Source organism: Shinella sp. AETb1-6 (assembly GCF_009826875.1).
GTDB classification, from domain to species: domain Bacteria; phylum Pseudomonadota; class Alphaproteobacteria; order Rhizobiales; family Rhizobiaceae; genus Shinella; species Shinella sumterensis.
This window is the reverse complement of record NZ_WUMM01000016.1, coordinates 80,849-100,845: the sequence shown is the minus strand read 5'-3', so window position 1 is coordinate 100,845 and position 19,997 is coordinate 80,849. Positions and strand designations below refer to the sequence as shown.

The 19,997-nt window shown below is 64.2% G+C and carries 21 protein-coding genes; 15 read left to right on the top strand and 6 right to left on the bottom strand.

Going from position 1 to position 19,997, the window contains the following annotated elements:
* The first annotated feature begins 168 nt into the window (after positions 1-168).
* From GR158_RS22165 to GR158_RS22135, 7 genes are all read left to right on the top strand, one after another.
* Positions 169-1,050 carry a carbohydrate ABC transporter permease gene (locus GR158_RS22165; RefSeq protein ID WP_160872627.1) on the top strand — a complete coding sequence of 294 codons (882 nt, stop codon included), beginning with the start codon at positions 169-171 and terminating at the stop codon, positions 1,048-1,050.
* Positions 1,047-1,928 (top strand): carbohydrate ABC transporter permease, encoded by an 882-nt coding sequence (locus tag GR158_RS22160; protein ID WP_160872626.1) that lies wholly within the window; start codon positions 1,047-1,049, stop codon positions 1,926-1,928. The genes GR158_RS22165 and GR158_RS22160 overlap by 4 nt, the downstream gene beginning before the upstream one ends.
* Positions 1,929-1,931: 3 nt before the next feature.
* Positions 1,932-3,047 (top strand): ABC transporter ATP-binding protein, encoded by a 1,116-nt coding sequence (locus tag GR158_RS22155; protein ID WP_160872625.1) that lies wholly within the window; start codon positions 1,932-1,934, stop codon positions 3,045-3,047.
* Positions 3,048-3,055: 8 nt separating this feature from the next.
* The gene (locus tag GR158_RS22150; protein ID WP_160872624.1) at positions 3,056-4,564 is read left to right on the top strand and encodes a GMC oxidoreductase; all 1,509 of its coding nucleotides are present in this window, start codon (positions 3,056-3,058) and stop codon (positions 4,562-4,564) included.
* Positions 4,561-5,340 (top strand): 3-ketoacyl-ACP reductase, encoded by a 780-nt coding sequence (locus GR158_RS22145; protein WP_160872623.1) that lies wholly within the window; start codon positions 4,561-4,563, stop codon positions 5,338-5,340. The genes GR158_RS22150 and GR158_RS22145 overlap by 4 nt, the downstream gene beginning before the upstream one ends.
* A 163-nt stretch (positions 5,341-5,503) precedes the next feature.
* Positions 5,504-7,159: a GMC family oxidoreductase gene (locus tag GR158_RS22140; RefSeq protein ID WP_160872622.1), complete on the top strand. Its 1,656-nt coding sequence runs from the start codon at positions 5,504-5,506 to the stop codon at positions 7,157-7,159.
* 8 nt (positions 7,160-7,167) lie between these two features.
* Positions 7,168-7,485: a Dabb family protein gene (locus GR158_RS22135; protein WP_160872621.1), complete on the top strand. Its 318-nt coding sequence runs from the start codon at positions 7,168-7,170 to the stop codon at positions 7,483-7,485.
* Positions 7,486-7,538: 53 nt separating this feature from the next.
* Here GR158_RS22135 and GR158_RS22130 read toward each other — a convergent pair whose 3' ends face one another.
* The 6 genes from GR158_RS22130 to GR158_RS25215 form a co-directional block, all read right to left on the bottom strand.
* On the bottom strand, positions 7,539-8,282 hold the full coding sequence (locus tag GR158_RS22130) for an ABC transporter permease (RefSeq protein ID WP_160872620.1): 744 nt from the start codon (positions 8,280-8,282) through the stop codon (positions 7,539-7,541).
* Positions 8,279-9,217 carry an ABC transporter ATP-binding protein gene (locus GR158_RS22125; RefSeq protein WP_134646119.1) on the bottom strand — a complete coding sequence of 313 codons (939 nt, stop codon included), beginning with the start codon at positions 9,215-9,217 and terminating at the stop codon, positions 8,279-8,281. Before GR158_RS22125 ends, GR158_RS22130 begins: the two co-directional genes overlap by 4 nt.
* Positions 9,214-10,374 (bottom strand): ABC transporter permease, encoded by a 1,161-nt coding sequence (locus GR158_RS22120; protein WP_160872619.1) that lies wholly within the window; start codon positions 10,372-10,374, stop codon positions 9,214-9,216. Before GR158_RS22120 ends, GR158_RS22125 begins: the two co-directional genes overlap by 4 nt.
* 51 nt (positions 10,375-10,425) lie before the next feature.
* Positions 10,426-11,337, bottom strand: coding sequence for an ABC transporter substrate-binding protein (locus GR158_RS22115; protein ID WP_160872618.1), 912 nt, complete (start codon positions 11,335-11,337; stop codon positions 10,426-10,428).
* A gap of 162 nt (positions 11,338-11,499) precedes the next feature.
* A complete protein-coding gene (locus tag GR158_RS22110) occupies positions 11,500-12,666 on the bottom strand; it encodes a gluconeogenesis factor YvcK family protein (protein WP_246665751.1) in 1,167 nt (388 codons plus the stop codon).
* Positions 12,667-12,688: 22 nt separating this feature from the next.
* Entirely contained in the window at positions 12,689-12,862 is a 174-nt protein-coding gene (locus tag GR158_RS25215; RefSeq protein ID WP_202402400.1) for a hypothetical protein, read from the bottom strand.
* A gap of 161 nt (positions 12,863-13,023) precedes the next feature.
* Between GR158_RS25215 and GR158_RS22105 the strand changes: the two genes are divergently transcribed.
* From GR158_RS22105 to GR158_RS22070, 8 genes are all read left to right on the top strand, one after another.
* Positions 13,024-13,797, top strand: coding sequence for an amino acid ABC transporter substrate-binding protein (locus tag GR158_RS22105; protein WP_160872617.1), 774 nt, complete (start codon positions 13,024-13,026; stop codon positions 13,795-13,797).
* A gap of 103 nt (positions 13,798-13,900) precedes the next feature.
* Positions 13,901-14,581, top strand: a complete 681-nt coding sequence (locus GR158_RS22100; RefSeq protein WP_160872616.1) for an amino acid ABC transporter permease — start codon at positions 13,901-13,903, stop codon at positions 14,579-14,581.
* Entirely contained in the window at positions 14,578-15,339 is a 762-nt protein-coding gene (locus GR158_RS22095) for an amino acid ABC transporter ATP-binding protein (protein WP_160872615.1), read from the top strand. The genes GR158_RS22100 and GR158_RS22095 overlap by 4 nt, the downstream gene beginning before the upstream one ends.
* Positions 15,340-15,477: 138 nt before the next feature.
* Positions 15,478-15,915, top strand: a complete 438-nt coding sequence (locus GR158_RS22090) for a helix-turn-helix domain-containing protein (protein ID WP_134646131.1) — start codon at positions 15,478-15,480, stop codon at positions 15,913-15,915.
* Between the two features lie 7 nt (positions 15,916-15,922).
* A complete protein-coding gene (locus GR158_RS22085; protein ID WP_160872614.1) occupies positions 15,923-17,740 on the top strand; it encodes a hypothetical protein in 1,818 nt (605 codons plus the stop codon).
* 33 nt (positions 17,741-17,773) lie between these two features.
* The gene (locus GR158_RS22080; RefSeq protein WP_160872613.1) at positions 17,774-18,013 is read left to right on the top strand and encodes a hypothetical protein; all 240 of its coding nucleotides are present in this window, start codon (positions 17,774-17,776) and stop codon (positions 18,011-18,013) included.
* 4 nt (positions 18,014-18,017) lie between these two features.
* Complete coding sequence (locus tag GR158_RS22075; protein ID WP_160872612.1) at positions 18,018-19,202, top strand: YcaO-like family protein; 1,185 nt, start codon at positions 18,018-18,020, stop codon at positions 19,200-19,202.
* Positions 19,199-19,906: a TfuA-like protein gene (locus tag GR158_RS22070; RefSeq protein WP_160872611.1), complete on the top strand. Its 708-nt coding sequence runs from the start codon at positions 19,199-19,201 to the stop codon at positions 19,904-19,906. The genes GR158_RS22075 and GR158_RS22070 overlap by 4 nt, the downstream gene beginning before the upstream one ends.
* The last annotated feature ends 91 nt before the right edge of the window (positions 19,907-19,997 follow it).

The window sequence follows — 19,997 nt, the reverse complement described above, 5'->3', positions numbered from 1 at the left end:
CCCGGGGGGGGCGGGGCACGGCGCGCAAACGAACCGTCGGAGCCCCCTCATCCGACCCTTCGGGCCACCTTCTCCCCGCTGGGGAGAAGGAGAGAAAGGCGACGTCGAATTCCATACGAGGCGGCCACGCGCCGCCCTGCAACACGATTTTCAACGGTGGTATCGACCATGGATAGCCGAAGCCGGCTGCAGGAGCTTTTGCCGAAGCTCGTGCTGGCACCCAGTTTCCTCATCGTGCTCGTCTTCGTCTACGGCTTCATCGCCTATACGGGCTTCCTGTCGCTGACGGACAGCAGGATGTTGCCGTCCTACAATTTCGTGGGGCTGAGCAACTATTACAAACTCTGGGCCCTGCCGCACTGGTGGCGGGCGGTTTCCAATCTTGCGATCTTCGCCTCGCTTTACATCGTCATCTGCTCGGTGCTCGGGCTGGCGCTCGCCATCCTGCTCGACCAGAAGATCCGCGCCGAAGGCATCCTGCGCCCGATCTATCTCTACCCGATGGCGCTCTCCTTCATCGTGACCGGCACCGCCTGGAAATGGTTCCTCGATCCCGGCATCGGGCTTGAGAACACCATGCATCTCTGGGGCTGGGAAAGCTTCGCCTTCAACTGGATCAAGGACCGCAACTACGCGATCTACTGCGTCGTCATCGCCGCCGTCTGGCAATCCTCCGGCTTCGTCATGGCCATGTTCCTCGCGGGGCTACGCGGCGTCGACAACGAGATCATCAAGGCCGCACAGATCGACGGCGCCTCCACCGCCACCATCTACCGCCGCATCATCATTCCGCTGATGCGTCCGGTCTTCCTGTCCGCCTTCGTCGTGCTCGCCCACCTCGCCATCAAGGCCTACGACCTCGTCGTGGCGCTCACCGGCGGCGGCCCCGGCCAGGCGACCGAACTGCCGGCGACCTTCATGTATTCCTACACCTTCACCCGCAACCAGATGGGCATCGGCGCCTCCTCGGCGATCATCATGCTGGTCATGATCTTCTCGATCATCATCCCCTACCTCTATTCCGAAATCCGCGGAGGCAAAGGCCGATGAGCGTTTCCAGCCCCGACAATGTCATCTCGCACAACAGGCTGACGCGCGCGCTGATCTACACCGCCCTCATCCTGTTCGCCGTCTATTACCTGCTGCCGCTCTATGTGATGCTGGTGAACTCGCTGAAGCCGCTGGAGGAAATCCGCCAGGGCGGCATGTTGAACCTGCCGCAGCAATGGACCATCGAGCCGTGGATTTCCGCCTGGTCGACGGCGCAGATCGGCGTGCAGCCAACCGGGCTGCGTCCCTTCTTCATCAATTCGATATTGATGGTCGTGCCGGCCGTGGCGATCTCCACCATCATCGGCGCGCTGAACGGCTACGTGCTGACCAAGTGGCAGTTCAAGGGCTCGAACGTCTTCTTCGGCCTGCTGCTTTTGTCCTGCTTCATCCCGTTCCAGATCGTGCTCATTCCGATGGCGCGCATTCTCGGCATGCTGGGCCTCGCCGGTTCGATCTGGGGCCTGACCTTCGTGCACATCATCTACGGCATCGGCTTCACGACGCTCTATTTCCGCAACTACTATGAGAATTTCCCGACCGAACTGGTGCGCGCGGCGCAGATCGACGGGGCGAGCTTCTTCCAGATCTTCTACCGCATCCTGCTGCCGTCCTCCGGCCCGATCATCGTCGTCTCGGTCATCTGGCAGTTCACCAATATCTGGAACGACTTCCTGTTCGGCGCCTCCTTCTCGGGCGCAAACACCACGCCGATGACGGTGGCGCTCAACAACCTCGTCCAGTCCTCGACGGGTGTGAAGGAATACAACGTGCATTTCGCGGGCGCGATCCTCGCCGCATTGCCCACTCTGATCGTCTATGTCGTCTCCGGACGCTATTTCGTGCGCGGCCTGATGTCCGGCGCCGTGAAAGGATAGCCCATGTCGTTCCTGAAAATCAGCAATCTGCGCAAGTCCTATGGTGCGCTGGAAATCCTCAAGGACATCAATCTGGAGATCGAGCAGGGCGGCTTCCTCGTGCTCGTGGGTCCCTCCGGCTGCGGCAAGTCCACGCTGCTCAACACGATCGCCGGCCTGGAGCCCATCACCTCCGGCGACATCGCCATCGATGGCCGCTCGGTTGCGGGCCTGCATCCCTCCAAGCGCGACATCGCCATGGTGTTCCAGTCCTACGCGCTTTATCCGAACATGACGGTGGGCGGAAACATCGCCTTCGGCATGGAGATCCGCGGCGTGCCGAAGGAGGAGCGCGACAAGGCCATCAAACAGGTCGCCGACATGCTGCAGATCGGCCATCTGCTCGACCGCAAGCCCGGCCAGCTTTCCGGCGGCCAGCGCCAGCGCGTCGCCATGGGCCGGGCGCTGGTACGCGATCCCAAGCTCTTCCTGTTCGACGAGCCGCTGTCCAACCTCGACGCCAAGCTGCGCGTCGACATGCGCACGGAAATCAAGCGCCTGCACCATCGCATGAAGACCACCATCGTCTACGTGACGCACGACCAGATCGAGGCGATGACGCTCGCCACCAAGATCGCCGTCCTGAAGGACGGTGTGTTGCAGCAGTTCGGTTCACCGGCCGAGATCTACAACAATCCGGCCAACACCTTCGTCGCCGACTTCATGGGCTCGCCCGCGATGAATCTCCTCTCGGCGCGCATTGAACAGAACGGCTCCGGGATGGCCGTGTCGCTCGCCCGCCACCAGGCCGAGCCGCTGGTATTGTCGGTGCCGAACGCCCCGGGCGGACTTGCCGCCTACAAGGGCAAGGACGTGATCTTCGGCATCCGTCCCGAGGCGCTGACCGACCCTGACGGTGCGGACCGCAACGCCCGTACCGTCGGCGAAGGCGATTGCCTGATCGAGGTGGTGGAGCCTGCGGGCGCCGACACCTTCGCCGTCACCCATCTCGGCGGCAAGGAGATCGTCGCGCGGCTTCGCGCCGACGTGCGCATCGCCGCCGGCCAGACGGCGCGCCTTGCCTTCAACCTCGACAAGGCCGTGTTCTTCGATCCCGCCAGCCAGCTTCGCATCGCCTGAGAAAAACCATGACCACGCAGCCGGACATCGTCATCATCGGATCGGGCATCGGCGGCTCCACCATGGCCGCCGCCCTGGCCCCGACGGGCGCCAGGATCGTCATTCTGGAGGCGGGCGACCATCTGCCCGATCGCCCGGAGAACCGCGACCAGCGTGCGATCTTCCAGCGCGGCCATTTCCGGCCGAAGGAGATGTGGTACGAGGCCGACGGCACCGCCTTCAATCCCGGCAACTATTATAATGTCGGCGGCAACTCGAAATTCTACGGCGCGGTCCTGGTGCGCTACCGCCGCGAGGATTTCGAGGAGATGCGCCATCGCGACGGCGTTTCTCCGGCATGGCCATTCCCGTATGACGAGCTGGAGCCGTGGTATTCCGCCGCGGAAAAACTCTACAATGTGCGCGGCGCGTTGGGCGAAGATCCGACGGAGCCGCCCCATTCCGCGCCCTATCCCTTTCCGCCCGTGCCGGACGAGCCGGCCATCGCCAAGGTACGCGCGAGAATGAAGGCGAACGGCCTTCACCCGTATTCGCTGCCGCTCGGCGTCGATATCGACCGCTGGCTCGCCAAGGCGAAGACGCCATGGGATGCACACCCCAACTGCAACGACGGCAAGATGGATGCCGAGAGCACGGCGCTGGCCGAGGCGCTGAAATATCCCAATGTCGAGCTGCGCACCAACTGCCGGGTGACGCGGCTTGCCACCGCCCCGCATGGCCGCACCATCTCGACGGTGCATTACATGCGCGGCGATCAGGCAGAGAGCATTTCGCCGAAACTGGTGATCCTGTCGGCCGGCGCGGTGCAGTCCGCCGTGCTGCTGCTGCGCTCGGCCTCGGAGGCCTTCCCGAAGGGGCTTGCCAACAGCTCCGACCAGGTCGGCCGCAACTTCATGAACCACAATTCGAGCGCCGTGATCGGCGTTTCTCCGTTCTATCGAAACACCTCCGTCTATCAGAAGAGCTTCGGCTTCAACGACTATTACCTTTCGGATGGCAACGGCGGCCCGCCGCTCGGCAATGTCCAGCTCCTCGGCCGCGTGTCGGGCAAAATCCTGAAAGCCAACCTGCCCTCCGCGCCGGAATGGCTGCTGGAGCAGGTCGCCGCCCGTGCCATCGATTTCTACGCGATGAGCGAGGATCTGCCGCATCCCGAAAGCCGCATCACGGTCGATGGCGAGAAGATCGTCATGAAATGGACGCGGACCAACTGGCAGGCCCATCTCGACCTTGTGACCAAACTGAAGACCGCGCTGAAGCAGGCCGGCTTCCCCATAGTGCTCGCCCGCGCCTTCGACAAGCGCACGCCCTCGCATCAATGCGGCACGGTGCGCATCGGAAATGACCCGGCGACGGCCCCTCTCGACATCTGGTGCCGCGCCCATGACCATCCGAACCTCTTTGTGGTGGATGCCTCCTACCTGCCGACCTCGGCGGCGGTGAACCCGGCGCTGACGGTCGCCGCACAGGCCCTGCGTGTCGCCGATCACATCCAATCGAGGGATCTGGCCGCATGACGACCCCGGACCGTCCCGTCGCCATCGTCACCGGCGGCCGCCGCGGCATCGGCCTCGGCATCGCCCAGGCCCTGGCATCCGAAGGCTTCGACATTGCCATAACGGGCATCGGCGATGGCGATGTGACGACGGACAACGTGATCGCCGGCCTTGCCACACTCGGCGCCCGTGCGATCTACCTCAAGGGCGACCTTGCCGATCTCTCCGGCCATGCGGCGACTGTCGCTGCCATTGAAGACCGGCTCGGCGCGATTGCCTGCCTCGTCAACAATGCCGGCATCGCCTCCGTCGTGCGCGGCGATTTCCTCGATCTTTCCCCGGATCACTTCGACACGATCGTCTCGACCAACCTGCGCGGCACCGTCTTCTTCACCCAGGCCGTGCTGAAGACGATGCTAGGCTCCAAACGGGCCGCCGGCCCCCGTTCGATCATCAACATCACCTCCGTCTCGGCCGGCCTGACCTCTCCCGAACGGCTCGATTACTGCATGACGAAGGCAGGCCTCGCCGCCTTCAGCCAGGGGTTGGCGCTGCGGCTCGCGGATACCGGCATTTCGGTCTTCGAAATCCGCCCCGGCATCATCCGCTCCGAGATGACATCAGGCGTCTCCGCCAAATACGACGCGCTCATCGAAGGCGGCCTGGTGCCGATGAAGCGCTGGGGCGAGCCGGACGATGTCGGCTCCGCGGCAGCAGCGCTGGCATCCGGCAAATTCGCCTTCGCCACCGGCTCGGTGATCAATCTCGACGGCGGGCTGTCGATCGGCCGGCTGTAAGCACGCGGGGTTACCCCTCACCCCGCCCTCTCCCCGCAAGCGGACGAGGGAGACGAGAGGGCGCGACATATTTCTTTCGCCCCGCTTGCGGGGAGAAGGTGCCGGCAGGCGGATGAGGGGCGTCTCTCCCGGCACCGCGATGAACCATTCTGAGGATTGACGCATGACCTACGACTACATCATCACCGGTGCCGGCCCGGCGGGCTGCGTTCTGGCGAACCGGCTTTCCGAGGATCCGAGCGTTCGCGTGCTCCTGCTCGAAGCCGGCGGCGGCGACTGGAACCCGCTGTTCCACATGCCGGCCGGCTTCGCCAAGATGACCAAGGGCGTCGCCAGCTGGGGCTGGGAGACCGTGCCGCAGAAGCACATGAAGGGCCGGGTCCTGCGCTATACGCAGGCGAAGGTCATCGGTGGCGGCTCCTCGATCAACGCGCAGCTCTATACCCGTGGCAACGCCGCCGATTACGATCTCTGGGCCAGCGAAGACGGCTGCGAGGGCTGGAGCTACCGGGAAATCCTGCCCTATTTCAAACGTGCCGAGGACAACCAGCGCTTCGCCGACGACTACCATGCCTATGGCGGGCCGCTCGGCGTCTCCATGCCGGTCTCGGCGCTGCCGATCTGCGACGCCTATATCCGCGCCGGCCAGGAACTCGGCATTCCCTACAACCACGATTTTAACGGCCGCCAGCAGGCCGGCGTCGGCTTCTACCAGCTCACCCAGCGCAACCGCCGCCGCTCCTCCGCGTCGCTTTCCTACCTCTCGCCGATCAAGGATCGCCGCAACCTGACGATCCGCACCGGTGCCCGCGTCGCCCGTATCGTGCTCGAGGGCACGCGCGCCGTCGGCGTCGAGGTGGTGACGGGTAACCGCGTGGAGACGATCCGGGCGGAACGCGAAGTGCTCGTCTCGTCAGGTGCCATCGGCTCGCCGAAACTGCTGCAGCAATCCGGCATCGGCCCGGCGGACCATCTCCGCGCGGTCGGCGTTCAAGTGAAGCACGACCTGCCGGGCGTTGGCTCCAACATGCAGGACCATCTCGATCTCTTCGTCATCTGCGAATGCACCGGCGACCACACCTATGACGGCGTGGCCAGGCTGCACCGTACGCTCTGGGCCGGCCTGCAATATGTGCTGTTCCGCTCCGGACCCGTCGCCTCGTCGCTCTTCGAGACCGGCGGCTTCTGGTATGCCGATCCTGAGGCGCGCTCGCCGGATATCCAGTTCCATCTCGGCCTCGGCTCCGGCATCGAGGCCGGCGTCGAAAAGCTGAAGAATGCCGGCGTGACCTTGAACTCGGCCTACCTGCATCCCCGCTCCCGCGGCACCGTGCGGCTCGCCTCGGCCGATCCCGCCGCCGCACCGCTGATCGACCCGAACTACTGGGAAGACCCGCACGATCGCAAAATGTCGATCGAGGGCCTGAAGATCGCCCGCGAGATCATGCAGCAGGCTGCGCTGAAACCCTTCGTCATGGCGGAACGGTTGCCGGGGCCGAGATTCGTCACCGACGAAGACCTCTTCGATTACGGCTGCGCAAATGCCAAGACGGACCACCATCCGGTCGGCACCTGCAAGATGGGCACGGGTGCAGATGCCGTCGTCGGGCTCGACTTGAAGGTCCATGGGCTTGACGGCCTGCGCGTCTGCGATAGCTCCGTCATGCCGCGCGTTCCCTCCTGCAACACGAACGCGCCGACGATCATGGTGGGCGAAAAGGGTGCCGATATCATTCGAGGCCTGCCGGCGCTGCCGGCCCAGGTTTTTCAGCATGAGCGCAACGATGCACGCCCCAGAGCGCGCGCCAATATCCGATAGGAAAGACCATGATACGCCACTGCGTTTTCATCCGCTTCAAGCCGACCATCTCCACCGCCTACAAGACGGAACTGTTCAACGAGATCGATGCCCTGAAGGACCGCCTGCCGGGCATGCTTGCCGTCCACATCGGCACCAATGTCAGCCCCGAAGACGGCATGGACAAAGGCTTTTCCGACGGCTTCATCGTCGATTTCGCCGACGGTTTCTCGCGCGACACCTATCTCGATGACGCGGAGCACAAAGCGACCGGTGGCCGGCTCGTCGCCGCCGCCGAGGGCGGTATTGCCGGCATCCTCGTCTACGATCTCGAAACGGACGACTAGAGCGTTTCCGCATTGTCCGACGCCGAAGCGATCCCGCTTGGGCTGGAAATGCTCTAGACCCGACCAGCCCGGCGTGCGAGCGCACGTTCGACGGCCGAGAAGGCATCGTAGATCAGCACCGCCAGCACCGCGACGACGACACCGCCCTGCAGCACGAAGGCCAGGTTGTTGGATTGCAGCCCGGCGATGATGACCTCGCCCAATGTCTTTGCCGCGACCGTGGAGCCGATGGTGGCGGTAGCCAGGCTGATCGTCACGGAAAGGCGAATGCCGGCCAGGATGACAGGCAGCGCCAGCGGCAGTTCCACCCGCGTCAGCTGCTGCCAGGCCGTCATGCCCGTGCCGCGCGCCGCCTCGACGATCGCCTTCGGCAGCGTGGAAAGACCAGTCATGGCATTCTCGAAGACCGGCAGCAGGCCATAGAGAAACAGGGCGATCAGCGTCGGTTTCTCACCGAAACCGACGATCGGAACCGCCAACGCCAGCACGGCGACCGGCGGAAAGGTCTGGCCGATATTCACAAGGCTGCGCGAGAGCGGCAGGAACTCCGCGCCCACCGGTCGCGTCACCAGCACGGCAAGCCCGACGGCAACGAGGGTTGCGGCGAAGGTTGCGGTGAAGACCGTGGCGAGATGCGACAGGGTCAGCGAAAGCAGGCTGCCCTGATTGTAGATCGCCGGCGCGTTCGCCTGCACCAGCGGCTTCAGCAACGGCTCGAAAAGTTCCGGCCGCACCAGAAAGGCAATCAGCAGGATCAGCGCTGCGAGCCGCAGCAGATTGGGCAGGAACCGCTTCATTGCGGCCTCGCGGCACGCCGGGCAAGACCGGCAAGCGTGACACGCCCGAGCGAGGCGCCATCCGCGCCGACCACCGGCAGGGCCTCGCGGCCCGACCAGAGCAGCGAAGACAAGGCCTCGCGTTGGCTGACCGAAGCGGCGATCGGCTCGCCTTGCGCCTCGCCCGCCTCGGCGGCATCCGCCGCGGTGCCGATGGACAGCAGCCGGAACGGCCGCTCCTCGGCGCCGATCAGGGTTTCGACGAAATCCGTCGCCGGGTTGACCAGCATCTCCTCCGGCGCCGCGCACTGCACGATCCGGCCCTTGTCCATCACGGCGATCTTGTCGGCGAGATGGAACGCCTCCTCCATGTCGTGAGTGACGAGAACGATGGTGGTGCCGAAATGCTTCTGGATCGCCAGAAGATCGTCCTGCGCCTTGGCGCGAATGACAGGGTCGAGCGCACCGAAGGGTTCGTCCATCAGGAGGATGTTCGGCTCGGCGGCGAGCGCACGCGCCACGCCGACCCGCTGCTGCTGACCGCCCGAGAGCTCATGCGGATACCGCGGGCCGAAGGCGGCGGGATCGAGCTGGAACAGCGTCAGCAGCTCCTCGACCTTGGCGGCGATGCGCTTCTTGTCCCAGCCGAGCAGTGTCGGAACCGTCGCGATGTTTTCGGCGACCGTGCGATGCGGGAACAGGCCGTGGCCCTGGATCGCGTAACCGATGTGGCGGCGCAGTTCGTAGCCGGGGATCGAGCGATTGTCCGCGCCGTCGATGCGGATCATGCCCTCGCTCGGTTCGACGAGGCGGTTGATCATGCGCATCAGCGTCGTCTTGCCGGAGCCGGACGTGCCGACGATGACGGTAATCGTGCGCGGCTCGACCGTCATCGAGACAGTGTCGACGACCGTGTTGTCGCCGTAGCGCTTGGTGATGTTCTCGATCTCGATCATGCCGCCCTGCCGCGTTTGGAATTGGAACGTTCGGTCGCCGCATCGAGCACCACGGCGGCGGCGAAGGCGAGCGCCACGGTCGGCACCGCGCCGAGCAGCACGAGATCCATGGCGGTCTGGCCGATGCCCTGGAAGACGAAGACACCGAAACCGCCGCCGCCGATAAGCGCCGCGATGGTCGCGAGGCCTATGTTCTGGACAAGCACGATGCGGATGCCGGTGAGAATGACAGGGAAAGCCAGCGGCAGCTCCACCCCGAAAAGCCGCTGGCGGTCTGTCATGCCGATACCGCGGGCAGCATCGTTGGCGTCACGCGGCACGCCGGCAAGACCGACCACCGTGTTGGCGACGACGGGAAGCAGCGAGTAGAGGAAAAGCGCCACGAAGGCCGGAGCGGCGCCGATGCCGCGGATGCCGAGTGCAGAGGCTCCCGGCACGTTGAGCGCGATCCAGCCGAGCGGCGCGATCAACAGGCCGAAAAGCGCGATGGACGGGATCGTCTGGATGATATTCAGCCCGTTCAGCACGCCGGCGCGCAGCGAGGGAACGCGGTGGCAGAGAATGCCGAGCGGAAGGCCGACGAGGCACGCCGCCGCAAGCGAGCCAAGCGCCAGAACGACGTGACGCCCCGCCTCCAGCCAGAAGGTCTCGGCCCGGCTGCCGTATTCCTTGAGGATCGAAAGCCCGTCCCAGATGCCGGACACGAGAAGGCCCGCGACCGTGGCGGCGACGGCCAGCAGCAGCGCGATCCGGGCGAGCGGCGAAAGCCGCAGCCGCGCCAGCGCATCGGCCGTCAGCAACGCGAAAGCGAAGCTCGACAACCAGAAGCCGGAGGCCGGCGAGACACGGGCATAGGTGTTCTCGGGCGGCGTCAGATGCCCGGCGGAGACGCCGATGAGGACGGCCAGGGCAAGCAGCGCGACAAGGCCGAGCACCAGCCGGAAAAGCGTCGGGGTTTTCAGGATGATGAGAGCGATGGCAACCGCGATGAAGGCAAGTAGCGCCGCGCCGTAGCCCGCCGGCAGCGCCTCGATAATCCACCGCGCCTCGCCCGGCACGATACGGTTTGCGCGGAAATTAGCGAAGGGCGCCAGAAAGCCGCCATAGGCCAGCAATGCGGCGATCACCACGCCGAGCTTGTCGATCCTGAACCCCATGCGCCCCTTTCGGATAGGCCCTCCGCCCGGGCGGGCGGAGGGCAAGTCGGATTACTTGATGAAGCCGTTCTTCTTCAGGAAGTCCTCGGCAACCGCCTTGGCCGGCTCGCCGCCGACCTGCACGCGCCCATTAAGGTCCTGCAATGTTACGAGATCGAGCTTCTCGAAGACAGGCTTCAGCAGCTCCTCGATCTGCGGGTTGGCCTTCAGCACCTCCTCACGGATGATCGGTGCCGGCTGGTAGACCGGCTGCACGCCCTTGTCGTCCTCGAGAACGACGAGGCCCGAGGGTGCGATGCCGCCGTCGGTGCCATAGACCATGGCGGCGTTGGCACCGTTCGTCTGGTTGGCAGCCGCGGCGATGGTCGCGGCCGTGTCACCGCCCGAAAGCGTGATGAGCTGATCCGGCTTCAGCGTGAAGCTGTACGTCGTCTGGAAGGCCGGCAGCGCCGCGGCGGAGTTCACGAATTCGGAGGACGCCGCCAGCACGATCTTGCCACCGTCGGCAACGTATTTGCCGAAATCCGTCATGGTCGCGAGCTTGTTGGGCTCGGCAACATCCTTGCGCAGCGCGATCGCCCAGGTGTTGTTGGCCGGCGAAGGCGTCAGCCAGACGATCTTGTTGGCATCGAAATCGAGCGTTTTGGCGAGCTCGTAGGCCTTGCTCGCATCCTTCCACGCCGGGTCGTCCGCCTTCTCGAAAAAGAAGGCGGCATTGCCGGTATATTCCGGATAGATGTCGATCTCGCCGGCGGTGATCGCCTGCCGCACGACGGGCGTCGCGCCCAGCTGAACGCGATCCGTCGTCTGGATGCCGTTGGCATTCAGAACGGCAAGGATGATGTTTCCGAGAACGCCGCCTTCCGTGTCGATCTTCGACGAGACGACGACCTGGGCGTTTACTGCACCGGCCGTAAGGCTGAGGGCGAAAGCTGCTCCGATGAACTTGACGACTGGGCGCATGTGAAACCTCTCCGTATTGCAAAAACCCGTGACGGCATTTTCATCACGTTCGGGAATGCCCGTCCCGGCAAAGCATTCCATATATGGCAGCAAATGACAAAAAACAGACCGCTCCGGAACGTTCGGACGAATGTTTGTGCAACCTTCCAAACAAAAGGAAAATCAGGCGCTCGCCGGTGATGCAACTGCCTGGCTCGGCAGAAGTGAAATGAGCGTATCGGCAACCACGCTTCCATCGTGCTGGCCCCGCTGCCAGGCGTCCTCGAATTCCCCTACAACCGCCTCCGCGCCCAGCCGCGCGCAGGTCTCCTCCAGCGCGCCGTTGCCGAGATAGGCGAAGGCGCCCGCGCTCTTTTCGAAGGGCAGCAACTGGCGGTTCGCCAGCACATGTGTGAAGAGGCGCATCTCCGAGCCGCCCTGCGCGTGCCACACCTGCGCCGTCACATCCAGCATGCGCGCCAGGTCCATTCCACGCGTCTCGCGACATTGCAGGATGTTGCCGATGAAGATGCGTCTTGCATGTACATTGCGGACGATGGCCGCAACGATACCGTCCACCAGGAAATGCGGAAGCACGCTCGTGAAAAAGCTGCCCGGCCCGAAGACGATGGCGTCAGCGCTTTCGATGCTCTCGATCACCGCGTCATTGGCCGGCGCGCCATCGTCTCCCGCCGATAGCACGATCTCGCGGATGCCCGCCGCGCCTTCTTCATCGGTCAGCGCTGTCACGCGATGCTGCCCGTCGACCACCCTGCCGTCCTTGAGCCGGGCCGAAAGCGTGACACCCGGCGAAACCGTCGACGGCCAGACATGGCCCGTAATGTCGCAGAGCTTGCGGAACACGAAGATGGCCGTGTTGATATCGCGGTTATGGGCAAGATGCGCCCCGGTCAGGATGAAGTTGCCGATGCTGCCATTGCGCAGGTCGAAGTCATCGCCGACTGCGGACTGGAACGTGCGCAGATAGTTCAGGATCGCACCCCGCAGGCCGGGCTCCATTCGCTCCAGCAGCGGGTGCCGCCCCTCCGCATAAAGGGCGAACTCGGTGCGGGCGTCCTCCAGCGCACCGGTGGTAAGCCGCGCATTGCAAAGCTTCACCACGTCGCCGGATCGCCCCTCGCCATAGGCCATGGTGATCAGCGCCTGCCTGATATCACCGACAGCAAGGAGGCCGAGGCTTTCGCGGATGACCTTGGAACTGCCGCCGCTATCCCAGGCGGGCACGATGCGCGTCAGCCGCACCGGCTTGGAACAGAGCGCAAGGTTGGTCGAGCGGCAGGCCGTGCCGCCGGAAAAGAGAACGATATGCGGCAGGCGGCCCTCGGCCATGCGGTCTCCCATACGTTTCGGCTCATCGCGCTGTGTTGAACGCCGCACCGATCAGAACCTTGGTATAGTCCGCCTTCGGCGCGCTGGAAATGGCATCCGTCAGCCTCTCCTCGACAATCCTGTAGCCCTTTGAGGATGAAAGCGGACCGGGCCCATCGTCTGCGACCACCCTGGAAACGGCAAACGCAGAGCCCATATCTCGTTTCTCCGCGCCGTCCGAAAAGAGTTGCGCGCGACAGGGAATGAGAAAAATATTTGCATTTGCCGAAACTATTCGCAGTTTTCTGCCCATCGCTTTGCAATGTTTTCTGCGATTGATCGCCCATCGAACATCCAAGCCAGAAACGGAGTCCCGAGATGAACTGGTTGAAGACACTTGCCGCCGCCGCAGCCCTTCAGGCGGCCGTCCTGGCCCCGGCCCATGCCGGCGAAAATCTGGCCGCCATCCAGTCGGCCGGCGCGCTGAAGATCGGCACCGAAGGCACCTACGCGCCCTTTACCTACCATGATACGGACGGCAAGCTGGTCGGCTTCGACGTCGAGATCGGCGAAGCCATCGCCAAGAAGCTCGGCGTGAAGGCCGAGTTCCTCGAAGGCAAATGGGACGGCCTGATCGCCGGCCTCGACGCCAACCGCTACGACGCCGTGATCAACCAGGTCGGCATCACCGAGGCGCGCAAGCAGAAATACGATTTCTCCGAGCCCTACATCGCCTCCAAGGCCGTTCTGATCGTTCGTGGCGACGACGACAGCATCAAGGGCTTCGCCGACCTCAAGGGCAAGAAGTCCGCCCAGTCGCTGACCAGCAACTTCGGCAAGATCGCTGAAGGTGCCGGCGCGGAACTCGTCGGCACCGACGGTTTCGACCAATCCATCCAGCTCGTGCTGACCGGCCGCGCCGACGCGACGATCAACGACAGCCTGTCCTTCCTCGACTTCAAGAAGCACAAGCCCGACGCGAATGTGAAGGTCGTCGCCGAGCAGGCCGATGCCGATTATTCCGGCGTGATCATCCGCAAGGGCGAGCCGGAACTGCTCGAGGCGATCAACAAGGCGCTGGCCGATATCAAGGCCGACGGCACCTACAAGACGATCTCCGACAAGTATTTCGGTCAGGACGTCTCCAAGTAATTCTGCCCAGGCCGCTTCGCGGCGGTCCTTTCCTCGCATATAGATAGGCGTTCCGACTGGCCGGGGATTTCCCCCGGCCAGTCGCATTTCCGGAGGTTTCGCCGTGCCGCCGTGGCTTCAACTGATGCTGGACTCGCTTGCGCCCCTGCTCTGGGCCGCGCTCGTCTTCACCATTCCGCTCACCCTTCTTTCCTTCGTGCTCGGCCTGGCGCTCGGCCTGCTGACGGCCGTCGTCCGGCTCTTTGCGCCACGCCCCTTCTCCGACATCGCCCGCTTCTATGTCTGGGTGTTTCGCGGCACGCCGCTTCTGGTGCAGCTCTTCGTCATTTTCTACGGCCTGCCGAGCATCGGCATCCTGCTCGATGCCTTCCCCGCCGCACTCATCGGCTTCACCCTGAATGTCGGCGCCTACACCTCCGAGATCATCCGCGCCGTCATTTCCTCCGTACCGCGCGGTCAGTGGGAGGCGGCCTATTCGATCGGCATGACGTGGTCGCAGGCCATGCGCCGCACGATCCTGCCGCAGGCGGGCCGCGTCGCCGTGCCGCCGCTATCCAACACCTTCATCTCGCTGGTGAAGGATACGTCTCTCGCCGCCGCCGTCACCGTGCCGGAGCTCTTCCAGACGGCGCAGCGCATCGTCGCCACCACCTATGAGCCGCTGATCCTCTATATCGAGGCAGCCCTGATCTATCTGGCGCTGAGCTCGGTTCTTTCGGCGCTGCAAGTGCGGCTGGAGAAGCGTTTCGCCCGCTATGGCGGCTTCCTGGAGGCCAGGACATGATCGAACTCGAACACATCGAAAAGCGCTTCGGCGACAACCTTGTCCTGCGCGACATCAGCCTTCAGCTGGCCGAAGGCAGCGTGACGGCCCTGGTGGGACCCTCGGGCGGCGGCAAGAGCACGCTGCTGCGCTGCATCAACCTCTTGGAAATCCCGACTTCGGGTTCGATCCGCCTCGGCACCGAGAAGATCGATTTCGTCCCCGGAAAACCGGTGGGCTGGGATGCCATCCAGAAGCTGCGCCGCCAGACCGGCATGGTGTTCCAGAACTTCCAGCTCTTCCCGCACCAGACCGCCATCGGCAATGTCATGGAAGGTCTCGTCACCGTATTGAAATGGCCGGCCGACAAGGCCCGCGCCCGCGCGATGGAACTCCTGGAAAAGGTCGGCATGGCACACAAGGCGGATGCATGGCCGGCAACGCTTTCCGGCGGCCAGCAACAGCGCGTGGCGATTGCGCGTGCGCTTGCGCCATCGCCCCGCGTCCTGCTCTGCGACGAACCCACCTCGGCGCTCGATCCCGAGCTCGCCGAAGAGGTGGTCGAGGTCCTGAGCCGCCTTGCGCGCGAAGGCACGACGATGGTGATGGCCACCCATGACCTGCGCCTTGCCTCGCGGGTGGCCGACACGGTGGTTTTCCTCGATGGGGGCGTCGTGGTGGAACAGGGCGGGCCGCGCGGCATCTTCTCGACGCCGCAACAGGAACGCACGAAGAAGTTCATTGCATCCTTGAGCGCGCCACACAGTTACGACATCTAGAGGACACGCCGCCTCACGTTACGGTAGCGATGAAATTACCTTGTAACAGTTGCATCGGCCGGGCGATTCAAGCAGAGTGGTCTGGATTATTATGACCACGACATGCCCCGGGGCATGATCACGGTGGAGAAAGCTCTCATGAACAAGAAGACCCCCAATCCGATCGACGTGTTCGTCGGGTCCCGTGTACGCCTGCGCCGCCTGATGGTCGGCATGAGCCAGGAAGCCCTTGCAGACCGCCTCGGCGTGACGTTCCAGCAGGTGCAGAAGTACGAGAAGGGCACGAACCGCATCAGCGCCAGCCGTCTCCAGGCCATTTCGGATGTCTTCCGTGTGCCGCCGAGCTTCTTCTTCCAGGATGACGACACTGCGGGTGCGACCACGGGCGCCGGCCACGATACCGGTGACGTCTCCACCTTCGTCTCGTCGAAGGAGGGCCTCGACCTCAACCGCGCCTTCCTGAAGATCGAGGACGCAGGCGTGCGCAAGTCGATCATCTCGCTCGCCACCGCGCTTTCCAAGGCCAGCGAACTGTCGGGCGAACGCACGGAGACCGCGCCGGAACAGCGGATCTGATTGCCGCATGCCGGCCCGGCTGAAGACGCTTGGCCATCTACGCCTGCTCGATGAGAGCGGTGAGGATATCGTCTTCCCGGAAAAGGCGCTGCTGATCCTGAGCTATCTTACAGCGCGCGGCCTGCCGGACATACCGCGGGCCGACGCTGCCGCCCTGTTCTGGGACGACACCAATCCGGCTGCCGCCTATGCGAGCCTGCGGCAGACTCTATCGCGCGTGCAGAAGCGCCAGCGCGAACTTGCGCGCAGCTTCCTCACGATTACCGATGGCACGATCGCGCGCGGCCCAGAAGCCATCGAGAGCGATCTCGATGCGATAGACGGCAATGCCCCGCTCACGCTGCTTGCCGAACGGCTCACCGAAGACTTCCTGAAAAACATTCGGCCGGTCACGCAGACCCTGGCCAAGTGGATTGCCCTGCAAAGGGCCTCCCACATGGCCCTGCTGCGAGACGCCTTGCTCGATAGAAGCCGGCAGCAGGCCGATGCCCCGCGTCAGGTTCGGTCCGCCGCGGCGTTGCGGCTGCTGGAAACGAATCCCGACGACGATGAGGTCCGCAGCGTCCTGACAGGCCGCGTCGTTACGCGCCCTGCCATCATGACTGTGCAGCAGCCCTCCGCTTGTTTGCCCGTTCAGGACCATATCGAGGTGGTGCCGGCCCGCCAGAACCCGCCGCGCATCGTCCTGCTGCCGCCTGCCACGAACCACTCGTCGCGCGCGGCCACCGGGTTTTCCGAAGCCCTCATCGAGGATGTGACGATCGGGCTTTGCGCGTTGCGGTCCATATCGATTATCGCGCCGCACACGGCCGCACAGATTGCCGGCCAGACGGATCGCGCGGCGACCTATGAGCGCCACAAGATCAGCTACATCCTCGAGACCCGGTTGCGGGACGAAGGGGCCGGCCACACGCTCTTTGCCCAGTTGATCTTCTTCGGCAGCGACGAGGTGATCTGGGCCGAACGATTCCCGCTGTCATCGGATGGCCTCCTGCGGTCGCGCCAGATGATCGCCCACCGGATCGCCGGCGCAATCGCCACGGGGATCGAGGACAACGAACTGGTGCGCAACGACTACGAGGGCGATGCGAATGCCTATCGCAACTTCCTGCTCGGCCAGGGTCAGCTGAAAAACCTCGACCTGCGGGATATCCGTCGCGCCCGCAAGAGCTTTCGCGACGCCCTGCAATTGCAATCCGGCTTTGCGCCCGCGCTGAGCGGCCTTGCCCGCAGCTTCTTCCTCGAATGGCTGGTGACGGCCCGGGGCGACGAGGCGCTTCTCCATCAGGCCGAAATGCACGCGCAGGATGCCATTCAAGCCGATGACCGTCTGCCATCCGGATACCGTGAACTCGGCGTCGTCAAACTCTATTCCCGGCAGTTCGATGAAAGCGCGCACTATCTGGACCGCGCCGAGGCGCTCAGCCCGCATTATGCCAATGTCATCGCGAGTTATGCCGACACGCTTGTCCAGGCTTCGCGGCCGGATGACGGGTTGAAGAAGATCGAGCACGCGATCGAACTCAATCCTCTCCCGCCCGACGAATATTTCTGGACGGCCGCGGGCGCCGCCTATTCGCTCGGACGGTATGAGGAGGCGCTCGCCTATATTTCACAGATGAAGGACAAGGATCCGGTACACCGGCTTTCGGCTGCCTGCTGGGCCATGCTCGGCGACATCAAGAAGGCGCGGCTCTTCGTTCGGCGTACCTATGACATCAATCCGAATTTCGATTTCGATGCCTGGATGGCGGTGGTGCCGATCAAGGAAGAATGGCACCGGCAGCACTACCGCGAGGGCTTGAAAAAAGCAGGTTTCAAGTAGGCGTTTATCACCAAGTGAAAAGGAAAGATTTAAATGGCTAAAATCGTTGTACTCGGCGTGGAAGGTGACGCCGGTCTCTGGATTGCGGATCTCGATGCCGGAACCGTATCCAAGATCACGTCGCCCGCAACCGGCGACCTGAAGGCGGCCGACGATCTGCGCAAGGCCGGCGCCGTCGTCGTCAAGGGCGTCAATCTCGCAGCGCTCGCCAAGTCGGCCGATTCCGTTTCCGGCGGCTTCCTCGACGTTTCCGGCGGTTTCCTGGACAACTAAGCCGGTGCCGCATTATTCGGACCGCATCTGCGGCCCCGAACAGACCTGGAGCCGGATCGAGGCCTTGCTGCCTCGGTTCGGCATCACCCGCATCTCCCGCCTCACGGGGCTAGACCACCTCGGCATCCCCGTCTGGAATGCCGTGAACCCGAACGCCCGCTCGATCGTCATCAATCAGGGCAAGGGCATTTCCGATATCGATGCGAAAGTGTCCGCCGCCATGGAGGCGCTGGAACGGGCGATCGCAGGCGAGCCGCTCGCGCCCAGCCGCTTCGCCGCGCGGCGGGATTTCGCCGAGGCGGGTGAAACCTGCCTGCCGCTCGATATCTTCATCTCGACCGGTCGACCGTTCCTGAGCGAGGACGAAACGCTGGACTGGCTCGCAGGCCGCGATGTCGTGACCGGCGAGCGTATCTGGGTTCCGAAGGAAGCAGTCTGCCTGGACAGGACCGACTTCACACCGCGCTTCTGGCAATCCTCCGATGGCCTGGCGTCGGGCAACTCGGAAACGGAGGCGGTGCTACACGGCCTGCTCGAACGCGTCGAGCGCGATGCCGATCGCCTGTGGCGCCTGCTGCCGCGGGAAAAACGCCTGTCGACCGCCATCGATCCTGCCGCTTTCGCCGATCCCGTCATCGACGACCTTATCAGCCGTTTTCACCAGGCGGGGCTGGCCTTGCGGCTGTTCGACGTGACCAGCGACCTCGGCATTCCCACCTATGCTGCCGTGCTTGGCAATGCCGGGCTCACCGGCAAAAGGCAGCCGCTCTTTCATGATGTGACGATCGGTTACGGCACGCATCCCGTCTCGACCCGAGCCGCGATCCGCGCGCTTACCGAAGTCGCGCAATCACGCCTTACCTATATCAGCGGCGCACGCGACGATCTGTTCGCGGAAACGTTCAACCGGCCGCTGGCCGCCGAAACGCTCGCCCTGTTCGACGCCGCGCCGGGGGCGCCCACCCATTACGCCGCGCCGGAGGGCGACGCCGCAGCGCTGCTCGACTGGGTTCTGGAAAAGCTTGCCGCGGCGCAAATCGCGCCCATCATCGCCGTGCCGCTCGGCGATCCCGCCTTGCCGATCTCCGTCGTCAAGGTCGTCGTGCCGGGCCTCGAGAGCCCGGAAGGTGCGAGACGCCAGAGCATCGGCGTCCGGGCGCTGTCCCGCATGGCCTTTGCACCATCATGAAAATCCTCTTCGCCGGCCCCAGCCTGCCGGATGCGGCCAAGCTCTGCGGCGACGTCATGGAGGTCCGCCCGCCTGCCGTTCACGGCGACGTTCTGGCGGCCGTGCGCGCCGGCGCAACGGCAATCGGCATCATCGACGGCGGCTTCGAACATGTCGCGCCCGTCTGGCACAAGGAAATCCTGTATGCCTTGCAGGAAGGCGTTGCCGTCTTCGGCTCAGCCAGCATGGGCGCCCTGCGCGCCGCCGAATGCGCTGCCTTCGGCATGGTGGGCATAGGACGGATCTACGAGGATTATGCGAGCGGACGCCGGTTGGACGATGCCGATGTCGCGCTTCTGCATGGCCCGGCGGAACTCGGATATCCCGCGCTTTCCCTCCCGCTCGTCAATGTCGATGCGACGCTCGACCGGCTGGAGGCGGATCGAACGATCGCCGGGCCTGAGGTTGCAAACCTTCGCGACGCCGCGCGCCGGATTTTCTACAAGGACCGCACATGGTCCGCGATCCTCAAGGCGCGTGAAAACGGGATGTCGTGGACGGCAACGACACAACTCCTGACCGAGCGGACCGTGAACCAGAAACGCGCGGACGCCCTGGCGCTGGTGCGGAAAATGACACTTTGGGCGGGCGAGAAGGCCGAAAAACGCGGTGATTGGGTGTTCCGCGCCACGTCGCTGTGGCGTATGGCGGCAGATCAATCTTAAACCGCTTTCGTCATACAATTTCGCATTCCGCGTGTGTCACGCCGGAGTCACGCGCCAAAGCCGGTCGCCACGCCTATACTCACAGGCAGGG